The organism is Rhizobium sp. SEMIA 4085, from assembly GCF_013004495.1.
GTDB lineage: Bacteria > Pseudomonadota > Alphaproteobacteria > Rhizobiales > Rhizobiaceae > Rhizobium > Rhizobium gallicum.
In genome coordinates, this window is sequence record NZ_JABEPH010000102.1 from 1 (window position 1) to 16,502 (window position 16,502).

The 16,502-nt window shown below is 59.4% G+C and carries 15 protein-coding genes; 9 read left to right on the forward strand and 6 right to left on the reverse strand.

The genetic code is table 11. The features are described from left to right. From tssC to tssA, 3 genes are all read right to left on the reverse strand, one after another. Positions 1-1,210, reverse strand: a 1,210-nt coding sequence (tssC, locus tag C9413_RS12785) for a type VI secretion system contractile sheath large subunit (RefSeq protein WP_170250519.1), incomplete at its 3' end; no start/stop codon positions are given. Between the two features lie 106 nt (positions 1,211-1,316). Further along, a complete protein-coding gene (gene tssB, locus C9413_RS12790) occupies positions 1,317-1,832 on the reverse strand; it encodes a type VI secretion system contractile sheath small subunit (RefSeq protein WP_040115801.1) in 516 nt (171 codons plus the stop codon). Between the two features lie 86 nt (positions 1,833-1,918). After that, the gene (gene tssA, locus C9413_RS12795; RefSeq protein ID WP_082046739.1) at positions 1,919-2,968 is read right to left on the reverse strand and encodes a type VI secretion system protein TssA; all 1,050 of its coding nucleotides are present in this window, start codon (positions 2,966-2,968) and stop codon (positions 1,919-1,921) included. 230 nt (positions 2,969-3,198) lie between these two features. Here tssA and tssH point away from each other — a divergent pair, with 230 nt between their 5' ends. The 9 genes from tssH to C9413_RS12840 all read left to right on the forward strand — a co-directional run bounded on the left by tssH (position 3,199) and on the right by C9413_RS12840 (position 14,014). Further along, entirely contained in the window at positions 3,199-5,982 is a 2,784-nt protein-coding gene (gene tssH / locus C9413_RS12800; RefSeq protein WP_040115799.1) for a type VI secretion system ATPase TssH, read from the forward strand. A 43-nt stretch (positions 5,983-6,025) separates the two neighbouring features. Beyond that, positions 6,026-6,502, forward strand: coding sequence for a type VI secretion system tube protein Hcp (locus C9413_RS12805; RefSeq protein WP_040115798.1), 477 nt, complete (start codon positions 6,026-6,028; stop codon positions 6,500-6,502). Between the two features lie 166 nt (positions 6,503-6,668). Continuing rightward, positions 6,669-7,259, forward strand: a complete 591-nt coding sequence (locus C9413_RS12810; RefSeq protein ID WP_040115797.1) for a hypothetical protein — start codon at positions 6,669-6,671, stop codon at positions 7,257-7,259. Between the two features lie 47 nt (positions 7,260-7,306). Then, positions 7,307-9,778, forward strand: a complete 2,472-nt coding sequence (tssI, locus tag C9413_RS12815; protein ID WP_040115796.1) for a type VI secretion system tip protein TssI/VgrG — start codon at positions 7,307-7,309, stop codon at positions 9,776-9,778. Positions 9,779-9,780: 2 nt separating this feature from the next. Then, positions 9,781-10,740, forward strand: a complete 960-nt coding sequence (locus C9413_RS12820) for a DUF4123 domain-containing protein (RefSeq protein WP_223844091.1) — start codon at positions 9,781-9,783, stop codon at positions 10,738-10,740. A gap of 137 nt (positions 10,741-10,877) precedes the next feature. After that, positions 10,878-11,594 (forward strand): polymorphic toxin type 15 domain-containing protein, encoded by a 717-nt coding sequence (locus tag C9413_RS12825; RefSeq protein ID WP_223844090.1) that lies wholly within the window; start codon positions 10,878-10,880, stop codon positions 11,592-11,594. Positions 11,595-11,633: 39 nt separating this feature from the next. Next, positions 11,634-12,305, forward strand: coding sequence for a GAD-like domain-containing protein (locus tag C9413_RS12830; protein ID WP_170250520.1), 672 nt, complete (start codon positions 11,634-11,636; stop codon positions 12,303-12,305). Between the two features lie 65 nt (positions 12,306-12,370). Continuing rightward, a complete protein-coding gene (locus C9413_RS12835; protein ID WP_082046738.1) occupies positions 12,371-12,673 on the forward strand; it encodes a PAAR domain-containing protein in 303 nt (100 codons plus the stop codon). Between the two features lie 264 nt (positions 12,674-12,937). Beyond that, positions 12,938-14,014: a dienelactone hydrolase family protein gene (locus tag C9413_RS12840; RefSeq protein ID WP_170250521.1), complete on the forward strand. Its 1,077-nt coding sequence runs from the start codon at positions 12,938-12,940 to the stop codon at positions 14,012-14,014. A 136-nt stretch (positions 14,015-14,150) separates the two neighbouring features. Here the strand turns inward: C9413_RS12840 and C9413_RS12845 are convergent, their stop codons facing one another. The 3 genes from C9413_RS12845 to C9413_RS12855 all read right to left on the reverse strand — a co-directional run. Beyond that, on the reverse strand, positions 14,151-14,390 hold the full coding sequence (locus C9413_RS12845; protein ID WP_040116639.1) for a hypothetical protein: 240 nt from the start codon (positions 14,388-14,390) through the stop codon (positions 14,151-14,153). 445 nt (positions 14,391-14,835) lie between these two features. Next, entirely contained in the window at positions 14,836-15,840 is a 1,005-nt protein-coding gene (locus C9413_RS12850; protein ID WP_040115791.1) for a sugar-binding transcriptional regulator, read from the reverse strand. Positions 15,841-15,936: 96 nt separating this feature from the next. Beyond that, positions 15,937-16,502 (reverse strand): TOBE domain-containing protein (locus C9413_RS12855; protein ID WP_170250522.1); only part of this gene is annotated, 566 nt, incomplete at its 5' end.

Sequence of the window (16,502 nt, forward strand, 5' to 3'; positions counted from 1 at the left end):
CCTTGAGATAGTGGGCGAAGCGTGACGTCGCCATCATGTAGGGCAGGCGGGCGGAGACTGCGGCATTAGCAGTCGCTTCCGGCTTGTCGTAGAGCTTTGGCTTGTGCGTCGTCTGTGCACCGAAGAAGACCGCGTAATCGGTGTTCTTGTAGTGGCAAAGCGGCAGGAAGCCGAGCTTGCCGAGCTCGGCATCACGCCGGTCCGTGATGCCGACTTCCGTCGGGCATTTGAGATCGAGGTCGCCATCGTCGCTGGCAAAGATATGCATCGGCAGGTTCTCGACCTTCCCGCCATTTTCCGCGCCGCGGATCGAGGTGCACCAGCCGCTCTTGGCAAAGGCCTCGGTAAGACGCGTGCCCATGACATAGGCGGCATTCATCCAGCAATCAGCCTCGTGACCCAGCTCGCCGGTCTTGGAACCGCCCGTCTCGTCGAAGCCGAATTCGTCGATCGGATTGGTCTTCGGGCCATAGGGCATGCGGGCAAGCACGCGCGGCATGGCCAGTGTCACGAAGCGCGAATCGTCGCTTTCGCGAAGGCTGCGCCATTTCGTGTACTCGACCGTCTCGAAGATCTTTTCGAGATCGCGCGGCTTTGCCAGTTCGCGGAAGTCCTCGAAGCCGAACATGCGCGGGCTTGCTGCTGCGATGAAGGGCGCAAAGGCTGCGGCAGCGATCGACGAGATGCCCTGCAGCATCTGAACGTCTTCGAACGAATTGTCGAATTCATAGTCGCCGATCAATGTGCCCATGGGCTCGCCGCCCGGCGTGCCGAACTCATCATCATAGACCGACTTGAAGAGCCTTGACTGGTCGAACTCGACCGCCTTGGCAAGATCCTTGGAGAGCTCGCGCTTGGAAGTGTTCAGCACCCGGATCTTCAGGTTGACGCTGGTTTCGCTGTTCTTGACCAGGTAGTTCAGCCCGCGCCAGGAACCTTCGAGCCTGGCGAATTCCGGCGACTGCATGATCGCAGCCAGCTGACGGGAAATCGTCCTGTCGAGCTCGGCGATCGCGTTGTTCAACGTGATCGTCAGGTTGCGGTCGTACTTGACGGTGCCTTTCAACGCCTGGTCGGTCAGCGTGCGCAGCAGGTTCTGCGCGCGATCCGGCTCTGTCTGGCGGGTGGCGGCCACGACCTTTGACAGGAGGTTCTCATCGGGTACGTATGCGACCTCGTCCTGGGCCGCCAGTTGAGTATCTGCGCTCATTCCTCAATCCTTTTCGGTGCGAGCAGCCCGGAAAGCGGCAAACGGCCTTGGGAATATCCGGTGCTCATAAAAAGATGGGACGGACGTTCAAACGTCCGCCGGCCCTTCAGTTCACGTTGTCCTTGTTGCCGGCGGCGCCGAGCTCGGAGACCAATTTGTTGAGGTCGCCATTGTTCTGAAGGATGTCTTCGAGCATCCGCTCCAGCTCCTCCGAGCGGTCTGCCTTGCTCATCAGGTCGCGCAGCTCATTGCGCGCATCAAGCAGTGCCTTAAGTGCCGGAACCTGATTGACGACCGCGCCTGGCTCGAAGTCTTCCATGCTTTCGAACTTCAGCGATACGGCGAGATCCGAGCCGTCGTTCTGCAGCGTATTTTCGACCGTGATGTTGAGACCGGGCGTCATGCGGCGCATGACGTCGTCGAAATTGTCGCGATCGACCTGAACGAATTTCCGCTCGCCGAACGGCTTGAGCGGCTGCGTCGGATTGCCGGAGAAGTCGCCGAGCACGCCGACGACGAAGGGCAGCTCCTTGACTACCATCGCACCCTCGGTCTCCACCTCGTATTTGATGTGGACGCGCGGCTTGCGAACCCTTTCCAGTTTCTCATGCACACTTGCCATATAGAGTCTCCTTCATGCCCTTGGCAGATTGTAAATTCGGTTCATGCGAGCCGCGCTCGGCGAGAAGCGCGGGTAGGATTTTCCGGTCATTCACCCTTGTCGGCGGCAGACTTGATGCCCGCAGCACTCAGCACCGCGTTGCGGGCCTGGGGTTCGGGAAGCAGTTCGGCAAGCAGCTCGGAAAAATCCATTCGGCTGCGCCGGACCAGAGTTTCGAGCGCCATCGAAATCGGCGAATGAGGCTCGGTGCGGCGAAAATAGCGCGCGACGCCGGCGAGGATTTCGAGCGCTTCCTCGCGCGAAGCAATAGTGTCGGCGCTGCGCGGCCGCGGGGCCTCAGGCTCCGGGCTATTGCTGTTGGCAGCCAGGGGCGCGGTTTCCGCATCAGCTGCAGCCTCGTCGTTTTCGATACCCGCAAGCTGGCGAATTGCGGCTGCCGCTTCGAAAAGAACATTGCGCGTATTGGAACTTGGCGGTGCCTGATCACCGCAACGCTCCGCAAGAAGGGCAGTCAGGGCATCGAAACTGGCGATGCATTGGTTCAGCTGCTTGAGGTGCGCGGCCATGGCCGAGACGCCCGCTTCGCTTGCTGCAAGATAAAGGTCCTCGCGACGCTGCGATTCGTTTGGGCGCTGCGAAAGCTGGAAGTCCCAGAGCGAAAATTGGCCGAACTTCGCGCCGGGAACGAGCGGTGAAAGCCGTACCGCCTGAATGATCGTTCCTTCGCCGCCCATCCCGTTCAAGCCTGCCAGGGGCGCAAAACGCTCGTGGAAATCGTCGTCGCCGATCGAATGCAACTCATCCCAATGCTTGTCTAAAAGCGACATCATCGCAGCGTAGACTTCGCCCAGTCCTGCGAAGCCTGCAAGCCTTAGTTGAGCTTCGGCGAGCCAGGCTAATACTTCCAGGTCCTTGCTGTCTGAAGAAAGAATTCGCAATCCAAGATTGTTAACATCGATCCATGCAGGTGATACCCCAATGGTCTCGCCAGGGGAAATACCTCGTTCTACAGTCCGAGCGAGGTTCCTAGCATCTTTTATATTATAGTATATCTTGCGCGATACAGTATTGTTGCGGATGTTTTCTCCACAAGGCGCATTTTCATCAAATGGAATTGCGATGTCGCGAATGTTCAAATTCGATTAATCCTCATATTTGAAGACGATGACCGAGGTCATATTATTGTGGGGCAGCATTCTTCATTGTCAACCACGGTGGATTTGCAACATTTTTATGACACGCGATGGATAGACTTGACATAAAAAATTCTCGTAATTTAATCTTGCCAAATTGAAATACGCGCCCTAGCTGTCTCAATGCATCTCATAGGTGTTCCCCTTGGACATCGGGGGAGGGGGAATCACGAATGCCGCAGATCGATCTCAATCGTCTGATCAGAACGCTTGAGCCAAGCCTCCGTGTCGGTCTTGAGACAGCGGCATCCATTGCCGTGCGCCATCAGCACCCGGCTGTCGACATCGCCCACTGGCTTCGCGCACTGCTCGATGTCGCGGATGTTGCCCCGGTTCTCGAAGAGGTCGGCATCAGCTTGCAGACCTTGCGAAGCGAGCTCGATGCGGCAATTGGCGATGTCGCTCGCGAAGAGGGGCGGGCTCTCGCGCTTTCGCAAAATCTGCTGACGTTGGCGCGCGAGGCATGGTTGGTCGCCTCGCTGCAGTTCGGCCGAAACAGGGTCCTTGTCGCTGATGTCCTGTCGGCGCTGATTTCGGATTCGACGCTGCGTGTCCTGGTGCGCGCAATTGCGCCGTCGCTGCGCGATCTTGACGGCAAAGCCTTGGAAAAGTTGCTGAAAAAGACCGAGCCTGACGAGGGCGGCGCCGAGAGTGCCATCCTTCCGGCGGCCGGGCGAACGTCGCCCAATGGCGTCGACGATAACGAATTCCTGCGACTTTACACTCGCGACATGACAGCAGATGCCAGGGCCGGACGCATCGATCCGGTCATCGGCCGAAACCGGGAGCAGCGGCAGCTCATCGACATCCTGATGCGCCGGCGGCAGAACAATCCGATTCTGGTTGGCGAGGCGGGCGTCGGCAAGACGGCCGTTGCCGAGGCGCTGGCGCTTCAGATTGCCGATGGAAACGTGCCCGACAAACTGAAGGCAGTGCGACTGCTCACGCTCGATCTGAGCCTGCTGCAGGCCGGAGCGGGCGTCAAAGGTGAATTCGAGCGTCGCCTCCACGGTGTGGTCGATGCGGTGAAAGCCTCCGCCCAACCGATCATCCTGTTCATCGATGAAGCGCATAGCCTCATCGGCGCGGGCGGACAGGCGGGTCAAGGCGACGCTGCCAATATCCTGAAACCGGCGCTCGCGCGCGGTGAACTGCGTACCATCGCGGCGACCACCTGGAGCGAATATAAACGCTTCATCGAAAAGGATGCAGCACTCACCCGCCGTTTCCAGACGGTACACGTGCAGGAGCCGGACGAGGAAACGGCAATCCGAATGCTGCGCGGCGTGGCCGAAACCTTCGCCGCCCACCACAAGGTCCGCATCCGCGATGAAGCCCTGATTGCCGCAGTGCGGCTTTCGGCCCGCTATTTGCCGGCGCGGCAGTTGCCGGACAAGGCGATCAGCCTGATCGACACGGCGGCTGCGTCCGTCTCGCTCGCCCGCCAGACCATTCCCGAGCCGCTCCGGAACCTGCGCAGCGAACACGATCTGCTCGAAGCCGAAGCGACGTGGCTCTCAAGCGAGCCGGATACCCCTGAAAACACCGAACGTCTCGCCAGAATCGACGCGCAAATTAAGCTAATTTCAAGCGAGATCGACGCTCTTCAGACAAAATACGACGAGGAACTGCGCCTGCTGAAGGAGGCAGACCGACTGGAAGCGGCCTTCGTGCCGAGGAGGGTGGAAGATATCCCGGAGCCTGCCGAAGAACCGAGCAATGTCGCACCCTTCCCGGCAAGCGGACTATCGGCGCAAGGCGCACGCGCGGCCTTTGCGGTCGCCGAGCGAAAGCTGCAGCAGGCAGCCGGTGAGGCGGCACTCGTGCCGCGCGTTGTCGATAAAGACATCATCGCGACGATCGTCGCGCGCTGGACCGGCATTCCCGTCGGCAAGCTGCTTGCAGATCAGGTCCAGACCACCAAGAGCCTCGATGACCGGCTGAAGGAGCGGATCGTCGGCCAGGATCCGGCGATCGGCCGCATTGCTGATACGATGCGGGCTGCTCGCGCCGGACTTTCCGATCCGCGCCGGCCGCCGGCCGTGTTCCTGCTCGTCGGCATGTCCGGCACGGGCAAGACGGAAACGGCGCTGTCGCTTGCCGACCTTTATTACGGCGGCAGCCAGCAGTTGACGACGATCAACATGTCGGAGTTCAAGGAGGAGCACAAGATCTCCATGCTCCTCGGCTCGCCGCCCGGCTATGTCGGCTACGGCGAAGGCGGCGTGCTGACGGAAGCCGTGCGCCGACGACCCTATGGCGTCCTGCTGCTCGACGAGATCGACAAGGCCCATAGCGGCGTCCAGGAGATCTTCTACCAGGTCTTCGACAAGGGCACGCTGCGTGACGGCGAGGGCCGCGATATCGATTTCAAGAACACGACGATCTTCATGACGGCCAATGCAGGCTCCGAACTCCTGGCAGCCCTTGCCGCCGATCCGGATGCGATGCCGGATGGCGAGGCGCTGGAAGCATTGTTGCTGCCGGAACTGCAGAAGCATTTCAAGCCGGCCTTCCTCGGCCGCACGATTATTCTGCCCTTCCTGCCTTTGCAGCGCGAGGCACTTTCGGCGATCGTCGACATGCAGATCGGCCGCATAAGGGATCGTGTCACGGCCACCTATGGCACCGCGCTTTCGCTATCCGATGAAGCCCGCGAGGCGCTGGTTTCGGGTGCGAAGACCAGCGTGATGGGTGCCCGCGCCATCGAGGTGATGATTGCCCGCGAGTTGCTACCGGTGCTGTCAATCTTTTTCCTCGACCGGATGTCCGACGGACGGAAGGTCTCGCATGTTTTGATCAATTTCGACAGTGGCCGCTTCGGCATTAAGCCGAGCTCTGCGGCAGACGAAAAGGTATTCGCCGGACCGGATGAAAACCGGCAGGCGGATGAAGCAGTCCCGGACGGCGAGGGCCGTTCGGCCAGCACAACGGACCGAAAGGCAAATGCGCCTTAGACGCAACTAGGCAACCCCGCTCGATAAGAGGAGAGCTGACAGCATGCCGATTTATCTGCAAATCGACGGTATTCAGGGTGACGCAACCCATGAGCAGCACCGCAAGTGGATGGACATCGAAGCCATCCACTGGAACGTTTCTCGTAACATGAACACATCCGCCGGCTCCGCGGCCAACCGCGAAGCCTCCGAGCCGACTGTATCGGAAGTCATCCTGACCAAGGTCAGCGATTCCTCTTCCACGAAGCTCTTCCAGGAGGCCTGCGCCGGCCGTACCGGCAAGCGCTCGGTCATTCATCTGGTCACCACCGGCAACCCCGGCAACACTTATGTTGAATATTCCCTGGAGAACACGCTGATCGCCAGCTACTCCATCGATTCCAACGGGGACCGCCCGATCGAGACGATCAAGCTCAACTTCACCAAGATTGAAGTGAAGTACACGCCATACGACGATCAGCACTCGCCGCAATCGCCGATGATCGCATCTTACGATCTCGCAACAACGAAGGCTGCGTAAGACTTTCTCACTCTGGATGCCGGCAGCTGGCCGGCATCCGTTTTCGCGTTAAAAGAACCGGAGCTGTCGCCCCGCCGAACTGCAAGCCGCTGAACCAAAGTCCGATATCTGCCGGTGGACTTCGGTTGCTCGCGCGGCGTTTGGCGCCAACGAGGAAATTTCCCTCATGAGCACGCCTGCTATCGATAAGATTTCACTCACCTCCCAGCATTTGATCGTCGAATACACGTCGACCGAAAGCATCTTCGGCATGGTGGCCCCAAGCTATAAGATCAAGGGTGTCAAGGTCGTCGGTACGAGCCACCTTCAGGTCATGCGTTATGTCTACACGATCGCACGTGTCGAAGACCTGTACTTCGAAGGTGACAAGTTGCAGCACATGCCGGGCTTCCGCGAACTCGTTACCGAATGGATCAAGCCGGGTCAGCAGATCGTCAGCGTGCCAAACGGCAGGACGAGTATTGCTCATGTTTACACTGGCAAGAAGAATATCGCCCAGATATCGGCTGTCGAAAAATACAAGGCGACGGTGCCGATGGGATTCCTCGACATTATTGGCAAGGACCCAACACCGAAGAAGATTCTCTACGGCAATCCTGCTGTTCCCTTCATCCAGCAGGGGGACGACAAGCCGATGGCGGCTGCCTACTACAACAGCGCGACAAACCAATTCGAAATCCTTCGCCAGTTCGACAAACATTCGCTGCTGCAGAACTTCCAGCGGCGCTTCTCAAAGGCAATGACGGCAACCGGCTAAGCCGGCACGTCGCCGCATCTCCTGGCACGCGAGACGAAGGGCCCACGATGAACGATCTACCCTCGGCTGCCGATTTCATTCAGGCAAGCAGGAACCTGCGGGTGAACTCTCCGCTTGGGCCGGACCAGCTTTTGCCGGAGCGGGTTTCGATCGAGGAGGGGGTATCTTCGCTTTTCGAGATCCACGTCAGCGTTCGTGCCAAGCGCGAGGCCGTCAAGCCTGAGGAGCTGATCGGCCGGCTGGTCGATGTGTCGATCGAAGTCCAGCAGGGAGAGGATGGCGACGGCGTCCGCCGCCCCTTCAACGGACTGGTGACCGATATGAACGAGGGCCCGCCGATTACCCGGGGCTTGCGGTCTTATGCGCTGGTGCTGCGGCCGCAGATGTGGCTGCTCTCGCGCCGCTCCGATTGCCGCATCTGGATGGACAAGACCTCGCTGGAAATCGCCGAGACGCTGTTTTCCGAACACGGCATTCCGGCGCCCGATACGTCCGGCGTCATCACTCCACCTCCGCCGCAGCATTATTCCGTCCAGTGGAACGAGACCGATCTCGATTTCCTGATCCGCCGTTTCGAGGAGGACGGCCTGTTTTACTGGTTCAGCCATGAGGAGGGCGGTCATCGTCTTCATGTCGGCGACGGCGCAAGCTCCTGGGCAGGGCCGTCGCCGTCGGCGCGGGGCGAAGGCAGGGTGCGCCTGGCGCAGGGCTCGTCCGATCGCAACCACATCACCGAATGGATGCGGCGTTACTCCTACGTGCCCGGCCAGCGGGCAGGCGCCGACTGGAACTTCGAGACGCCGCAAATGGTGCCGGGCACGATGACGCCGTCGCTGGTGCAGATGCCGGAGGCTGCCAAGCGCGAGCTTTACGAATTCCCCTCCCGCATTGGCACGGTGGCCGCCGCCGAGCGGGCGCAAAAGCTCAGGATGCAGGCAAGCGAGGCCGACCACAATCGGGTGTCCGGTCTTTCGACCTCCCGCGTGCTGGAGGCCGGCCGCCGCTTCACGCCGTACGAGGAGGCGCATCCGGATCACGTCTATGAAGAGCATGTGATCATTAAGGCGCGTCATATGGCGGTCGATCGGTCCTATGAGACGAACAGCAACGAGCCGGAATACTACAACCATTTCGAGGCCGTTCCCTCCCGCGTGCCGATGACGCCGCACCGGGCGACGAAGCGGCCGAGGATCGAGGGCACGCAGGTAGCGATCGTTGCGGGACCACAGGGAGAGGAGATCCATCCGGACCAGTATGGCCGCATCAAGGTGTGGTTTCCTTGGGACCGCAGGGCGAAGAAGGACGGATCGGACACCTGCTGGGTACGTGTGGCGCAGAGCTGGGCGGGCTCCACCTGGGGCGGTCAGATCATTCCGCGCATCGGCATGGAAGTGATGGTCGCCTTCGTCGACGGTGACCCAGACCGGCCGCTCATCACGGGTGTCGTGCCCAATCCGGCAAACGGCGTGCCCTATGATCTCCCGGCCAACAAGACCCGCATGGTGATGCGGTCCAACACCCATAAGGGCTCCGGCTTCAACGAGATGAGCTTTGAAGACGAGGCCGGCCAGGAGAACATGTTCTTCCATGCGCAGAAGGATCATACGACTCGGGTGCTGAACGACCGGACGAAGCGCATCGACCGGCACGAAGTGGCCTCGATCGGCGCCAACCGCGCCGTGGAAGTCGGCGGCAATCAGAAGCACGAGATCGGTGGCTCGATGAACACCGTCGTCGGCGGCACGGGTCCGATGGCGATGGCGCTGATGGGGGCCGTGCAGGGGCTCTCGGGGCAAACTGCAGGTCTTTTGAGCCAGGCTGGTCAGATCGCCGGCGGCGGCGGACCTGGCGTTGCCGCCTTCGCCGGCACGCTCGCCTCCTCGGCGCTTGGCTTTCTGAGCGCCGGTGGTCTCGGCAGCCGCCAAGGCGTCGTTTCCGGCCCGAATCCGCGGGCCGATGCGGGCTCGGCTCTCGCCGGCTCGGGCACCGGCGTCGGCGATGCAGCCTCAAGCCTCTTTCCGCTTCCGGGCATCATGAACACGATCGTGGGTTCGTTCCAGTCGACAACCGTTGGTATTGCCAAGGCCGAGCAGATCGGCATGAGCAAGGTGACGAACATCGGCCAGACCGAAATGATCAACGTCGGCAAGCAGCAGAACATAGCGATCGGCGAACAACAAAATCTCACGATCGGCAAAGAGCAAAATATCAATATCGGAGAGGCCCAAGGCACGGTCGTGGGCGAGAAAATTACCGTCAATGTCGGCAAACTCTACAATCTCGTCTCCGGCGAGAAGTACCATGGAGAGGCGAAGGTCTTTGAGGTCTTTGCCGAAGACAAGATCTTTCTGTCCGCACCCGGGGGCTACATCGAAATCAACAAAGCCGGTATCCGCATCCGCGGATTGAAGGTCGATATCGAAGGTAACCAGATCAACTTCAAGAAAGGCGGTCCCGGGGAGGGGCCGTCCTGTCTGCGGCAGATGTCAAGATCGTCAACCCCGTTCGTGAGGATGTGACGATGGAAGCGACGCCAGCAATCGATCTGCCGGACATCTCCGAATCCTCCCGCGTCGTGAGGCATGCCGTCGATGATATGAGCGGGCACATCTGTGCAGTGCTGGATGGGGGGGCTTTTGATGATATGCCAGCCACGCTGGCCGGCGAAGGGATAACCTGCCGCTCGCTGTTCTTGGAGGGGGTGCCGGCGGATTTTCGCAGTGCAGGGCCGTGGATGGTCGATCTCCTGGCGGCGCCGACGCGATCCTATGTCGAGTGGTTGGACATCCATCATTCCTGCGCGGTCTACTGGTCGTGCCCCTCGGGGCCGGACGCCCTTTACCGGCACCTGAGAACGCTGAACGAGGTCATGATTCCGCTGGAAAGCGATCGTGACGGGACGCAAGGCACTTCGGAAAAGCAACGTTATGAACGGGTTCTTTTCCGCCACTGGGATCCCAATGTCCTCGGCGCCTTGCTGCCCATCCTCACGAAACCGCAGTTTGCCCGATTTCTAGGCCCGGCGGATAGCGTGGTCTTCAACGGGCCGGATTATGGGGGCGTCCGACGGGCGCGGAAGGCGATCAACATGCCAGATGCGGTCATTGGGCCGCTTAGGTTGGAGCCGGCCCAGATGGAGAGGTTGAAGGCCGCCATGCTCCATTCATCGCGGCTGCGGATTGCGCGTTTCCTCAAGAAGAACAGACCGCCTCACTTTTCGGGCGTGGACGACGACTTCGTATGGGGCGCTACGCTGGCCAGTGAACGAACGGCCGATGAGCTTGGAATTCGGACGGAGCGCGGGCGGGCACGTTGGGCCTATGTCATGGTCGTTTCGGACGGCAAGGCGGCGGATCTTCCGGAAGTGCGAAGCTTCCTCCAAGAAAAGGGAACCACACCGGACACCCGGGTCAGGGAATTGATCGGCCACACGGTCGACGCGCTGCGTTCCAGCAACATCCTCAATGGAGCAGCGTCATGACCTCGGTGGCGATAGGAACCGCAGGTCAGGTTGGGGGCCAGGTTGCAGGCGGCGTTCTGGGCGGGGCCATTGGAGGTGTGCTCGGAGGGCCGGTTGGAGCGTGGATCGGTCGCGCGATCGGGTCAAGGGTTGGTGGCATGGCTGGCCGCGCGGCTGCTGAAGCCATTGCAAGCTATATGGAAGGTGCGAACGAAGCTGCCGAGACCGAAACCAAGGAACAGGAAGCTGCAAAGCCCTGTGTGGATTGCGGAGAGATCGATTGCTTCAATCCACCGGAAGGATCGACACCCGAGCAGATCGAGGAATTCAAGCGGCAACTTAAAGAGCAGCAGGACGCCATCAACGATATTTCGCCCGACCAACTCGTCAAGAATATGGAAAACTACGAGGAATTCGGTCGGGGTGCGAAGGATGCTGTGGATCGGGCGACCGCAAGAGACAGTTGGATCCAGAACAGGGTCACCGAACTGCTCAAGCGCGACCCGAGGATGACGCGGAAGGGTGCGGAACAAGCTGCGAAGGGCGAACTGAGTACGATGGACGTTATCCATACGCCGGATCTGTCAGCCGGCGGATCGGGGAAAATCTCTCAGCACAACGGCGGAATGGGACCACGGTCGGCAAACAGATCGATCGGTTCCCAATGGTCCAAGACGGGCGCCAACTCGGACAAGACGCGATTGGAGCAACTCAAGGAGCATGCGCAGAAGGCCAAGGAAAAGGGTGAACGCACGAACGCAGACTTGAAAATCTGCGAGGATGGCAAATCATCTAAGTCGAGCAAGAAACCGGCAGGCTCGAAGGGCGGCTCAGGGAATGGTCAGGGTGGTCCCGGCAATGCCCCGATGTCATAGTATTGGTTATTGCATCTATCTGTTCTGACTGGAGGTAGCGTGAAAGATTATCAGATAAGGCTGGCTTCGATCATCGAGGATTTCGGTGCTCCGCAAGGCGGCGAGGCGGCGCCTGCTGCCGAGCCCGAGCGCTACCGGGGCAGAGTTCCCGATGCGGTGATCGAATTCTGGCAGCAGAACGGGACCGGGATCATATTGGACGGATATTTCCAATTTTGCGATCCCGACATGTACGCCCCGATCATGAAGCTGGTTTTCGACGGTGATTCCGAGATCGAGGCGGGGAAGACCCATGTGCTGGGATTTGGCGCTTTCGGGAAAATGATCGCCTGGAACGAAACCCATCAGGACATGATCATCGATCTCGTCAAGGGAATGGTGTCATGCCCGGCCCTGACAAGCGGCGAGAAATTCGATGAAAATATCGCCGTCACGAGCCAGTTGATGACGCTCGATCAAGCTTTTCTTGACGAATACGATGCGAATGCGAAAAAGCTTTTCAAAAGCGCGCGCTCGAAAATCGGCAAGCTGAGAGGGGGGCAAATCTATGGGTTCAAGCCCATTCTTGCTTTAGGCGGAAACCGTTCACTGGATAGTCTGACGATCTATGAAGCGCTTCCGCACATGGCCATCCTGGCACAGGCGCACGGCATGCAACTTATGGACAATGCGAGTTTTCCGCCAAAAGCGGTCCGCGCCATCGGAAGTTAATGTCAGTCCTAAAGGAGGTCTGAAAATGCTGCCGTCACCGAAAGTTCGAAGATGAGGAATTCCAGATGGTTGGCAGTCCGGTCACGCTCAAAGGCCATATGCATGTTTGCCCCATGGTTGATCCCGGTCCGCGGCCACATGTCGGCGGGCCAGTTGTTTCGACCTCTCAGTCCTTCGTCTGCGTCGAGGGCGTGCCGATTGCAACAGTGAGCGACCGATGCACATGCACGGGCGTGCCGACGACGGCCGGCATTACCGGTGGATCGTCGGTCGCGAAGATTAACGGCAAGAAGGTCGCCCGCTTTGGCGATTCCTGCGAGCATGGAGGTCGTTTGGTCCAGGGTGTTCCTTGGCTGACGTTCGAATAGCAGCCGGCAGGCCCGACGGGTCGCAATTCCACACGAAGGATCTCGATGATCTTCTCCGGCGAATGACCTGCGTGTGAAGAACAACCCAATGCAAGTGTGTTCCTGGAGCGGCGACGAGATAAAGGTCAGCCGCACGCATGAAAGACCGCATCACGTTCGAGTACGTCCTTGAAGCTGATCGAGGTCGAAAAGACCGTGTTTCCCCCGAAGGTCAGTCATCGTTTCTCAAACCGAACGAGTTTCTCATGCGACTGACCACAAGCATTGACAGCCATTTTCTTTGTCGTCACTTCAACCGCATCCGTTTTCGCAGGTGAAGTCGGCCTGCAGGATATCCGCGTCTTCTCGCATGAACGCGGCAGCGCACTTGCCGTGACGATCTGGTATCCATCGAAGGGCGATGGTGAACCCGCACTGGTCGGCGAAAGCAAAATTTTCGAAGGTACCCCAGCCTCGAAAAATGCTTCTATCGAGGTGGGTCATTTCCCACTGGTGCTACTTTCGCATGGCTCCGGTTCGAGGGTGGAAGGCATGGCGTGGATCGCCAAGGTATTGGCGGAGTCAGGGTTCATCGTGGCCGGCCCCAACCATCCCGGCACAACGAGCGGCGATTCCCCGCCCGCTGCCACGCCAAAAATCTGGGAGCGCACCCAGGATATTTCGACCATCATCACGGCACGTGTCAGCGATGCGCGCTGGCAGGCATCGATCGACACGAAGCGCATCGGCGTTCTCGGTTTTTCCCTCGGTGGTAGCACGGGAATGGAGCTTGCCGGCGCTCGCGCCGATCTCGATGCATATATGCGCTATTGCGACGACTATCCGGCCATGATGGATTGCCGCTGGTTCGAAGGCGGGCGCGGCTTCGTCAACAACAAGCAGGTCGCGGTCGAAATATTCGATCTGCGCGGCATCGACCTGGCGCGCTTCGAACAATCGAACCGCGATCCGCGCATCGCCTCGGCGGTGCGTGTCGATCCCGGCCTTGCGACTGCCTTCAACGCCGAAAGCGTGAAAAGCATCGATATCCCGCTGACCTTCATCAATCTCGGCAGCATCGGCAAAATCCCGGTTGCGGTGCTTTCTGATCGGTTGGCGAAACAGGTCCCGAACGCCGCTTATGCGCAGATCGACGATTCCGACCATTTCAGTTTTCTGCCCGTTTGCAAGCAAGGCGCCGCGAATTTCCTGAAGTCGGCCGGCGATCCCGATCCCATTTGCGAACAGGGTGTGAGAAGATCGCGGGCCGATATTCACGAAGAACTCGCCATCCTTATAACGCAGGCCTTTGAACGGCACGCTGCTCAGCTCGATGCGAAAACCCGCGACGGGAGAAAATAGATCCAATGCCATTGAATGGTAGCGCGCGGCGAGCACAGGCGCCACATCTGTTGCACGGCAACTTGGAGTTCGGCGCTACCAATCATGCTCGAAGGGCACCTTTGTGACCAAGCCAGATATTCTGGATGCGTTGCCTCTAAGAAATATTCAGATCGGCGATTTCGCCATGCCTTGCAAGCAAGCGGGGTGCCGTCATGTCGCCGGTCTCGTCGTCGACCATCACTGCATAGGCCGCGACCCCGACGAAGCGCGCAGCCATCGAGGCAGCAATCTTCTCAGCCGATGGACCGTTTGAAGCCTGGCGCATCTCCCCCGGCACGAGATTTCCGCGGTTCTTCTTGTAGGGCAGGACGATGAACTTCTCGGCGATTGACATGGCTTTGCCTTTCATTTCGTTCTTTAAATGTTCCTATTGGGGAAACGAGTCAAGCGATTCATTTGCCGTCTGACCGGAGCGAGCCAAACATCCCGCCGCTCGCGGTTCCAGAGGTCGAACGCGTTACCGCGCTCTTTCTTTTCGGCGTGAGCGCAGCGCACTGCCAAGATCGCCGTTGTCCCATCAGCATAGTTCAGGCGAAGCCCGCCACATACTTATTGTCCTGTCCGTGCAACGCCCGGTAATCGTGCCCGCAAGAGACGAATGAGCGTGGCCGTCAACGAGAAAGCTTAGTCGATGCTTCGGCTCTGCCGTGATTTTCATTCGATGTCGTTACCGCGGCCGAGGGCATGCCGGATGCAGGTGTGAAAGGCCTGACCTGTCAACCTGCCCGCTGGGATCCCAACAGCCTCTTCGGCACTGCGGTCCTTAGGGCCGATGCATTTCAGGACAACGCCGCGGGCGATCGCGCGCGGGCTGCCACCGACAGAGCTGCGCGCGCCGTGTCTTCATCGCAGACGAGGACAGTTCCGAGCCCTGACAAGAGGACCGCGGCAATGGCCTCGACTTTGTTGATACCGCCTGACGCGAAGACGACGTTCGGGATCTTGCGCAACGCTTCCAGCGGCGGCGCGATTGCCCGTAGATTGAGCGGGTGGTCGATGGGGGTTCCGTTCCTGTCAATGAATTGCGCCAGAACATCGCCGCAAGCGCCGGTAGCGACAAGCTCGTCGATCGTGACGTCCTGCGGCAGCCCGTAGCGCATCAGAAGCGATCGCTCGGTCATATCGCCGATACTGAGCACGACAAGATCGTTTGAGGCAATCTGCCGGAAAGCCGCCTGGAATACGTCCTGGGTTACGATTGCCGTTTTCGATTCCGGGCTGCCGGCATAAATGGGAGCTGCAAGATAGGCGCACTCGGCGTTCAAGTGCCGGGCGAGGTCGCTTGCGATGTCGAATGTGTTGATCTCGATGCCATGCGTCAGTCCACCCATCACCGAGTTCACGCAAATGTCGGGCCGGCGCATGGATGGCATATGACGTACCATTTCGCGCAGCGTGGCTCCCCAGCCGACGCCAATACCCGACAGCTTGCCGTTGCTGAGCAGCTGGGCGATGTAGTCCGCGGTCGCTTGGCCGAGCAGAACAGGTATGAGATCGGGATCTGAAGGTGATGGCACGATGATCGCCCGGCTCAGCGAGAACTCCGCGACCAGCGTCTGCTCAAGCTCGACACAGGACGTAAGCCTGGAATTCAAGGTAATTGTCACAAGGCCGGATCGGCGAGCTTCGGCGATGATTTTGTTGACACGAAGCCGGTTGGTCGAAAGCGCGTCGGCAATCTCGCCCTGCGTACGGCCTTCCATGAAGTAGAGCCATACCACACGAACCTGCATCTGCTCGTCGGGAAGTGCAATTGGCGCGCCGGCCGTCTTTGCCTGTGTCATGGACCGCTCTCGCAACCTTTGCTTTCACGCTATGGGCACCAGATCGGCCGCCTTTGTCAATTGCCGTGGTCCGGTGGTTTTTTGCATGGATTTTTGTTAGTTGACCCGCCGGCCCGTCGCACTGTTGAAGAGGTGAAGACTGTCTGCCAGGGCAAAGCATGAGACGGTCTCACCGTCCGAAAGTCGCTGGTCGCCCGCAATGCTTGCCACAATCAGTTCGTTCTTCGCATCATTAAGGCGCAGATGGATATGGTTTTCGTCGCCCACGGTTTCGACGAGCTCCACTTTGCCCTTGAAACGAAGGGCAGGCGAAGTGGTCTCGCCGAGCCTGATGGCATTTGGACGAATGCCGATCACATCGGCGTCGGCGGACATAGTTAGTTCTTCCGCCGCAATGGTGCCGTTCGTTTTAAGTTCAACGAAGTTCATGGGCGGTGATCCGATGAAGCCAGCGACGAAGATCGTTTCGGGGCGCTGATAGACTTCGACCGGGGTCCCGATTTGTTCAATCCGTCCGCCATTCATGACAACCAGACGATCAGCAAGTGTCATGGCTTCCAGCTGGTCATGCGTCACGTAAAGGCTTGTCGTCTTCAGCCGCCGCTGCAGGCGCCGGATTTCAACCCGCATCTGGCCGCGCATTTTGGCGTCTAGGTTCGAAA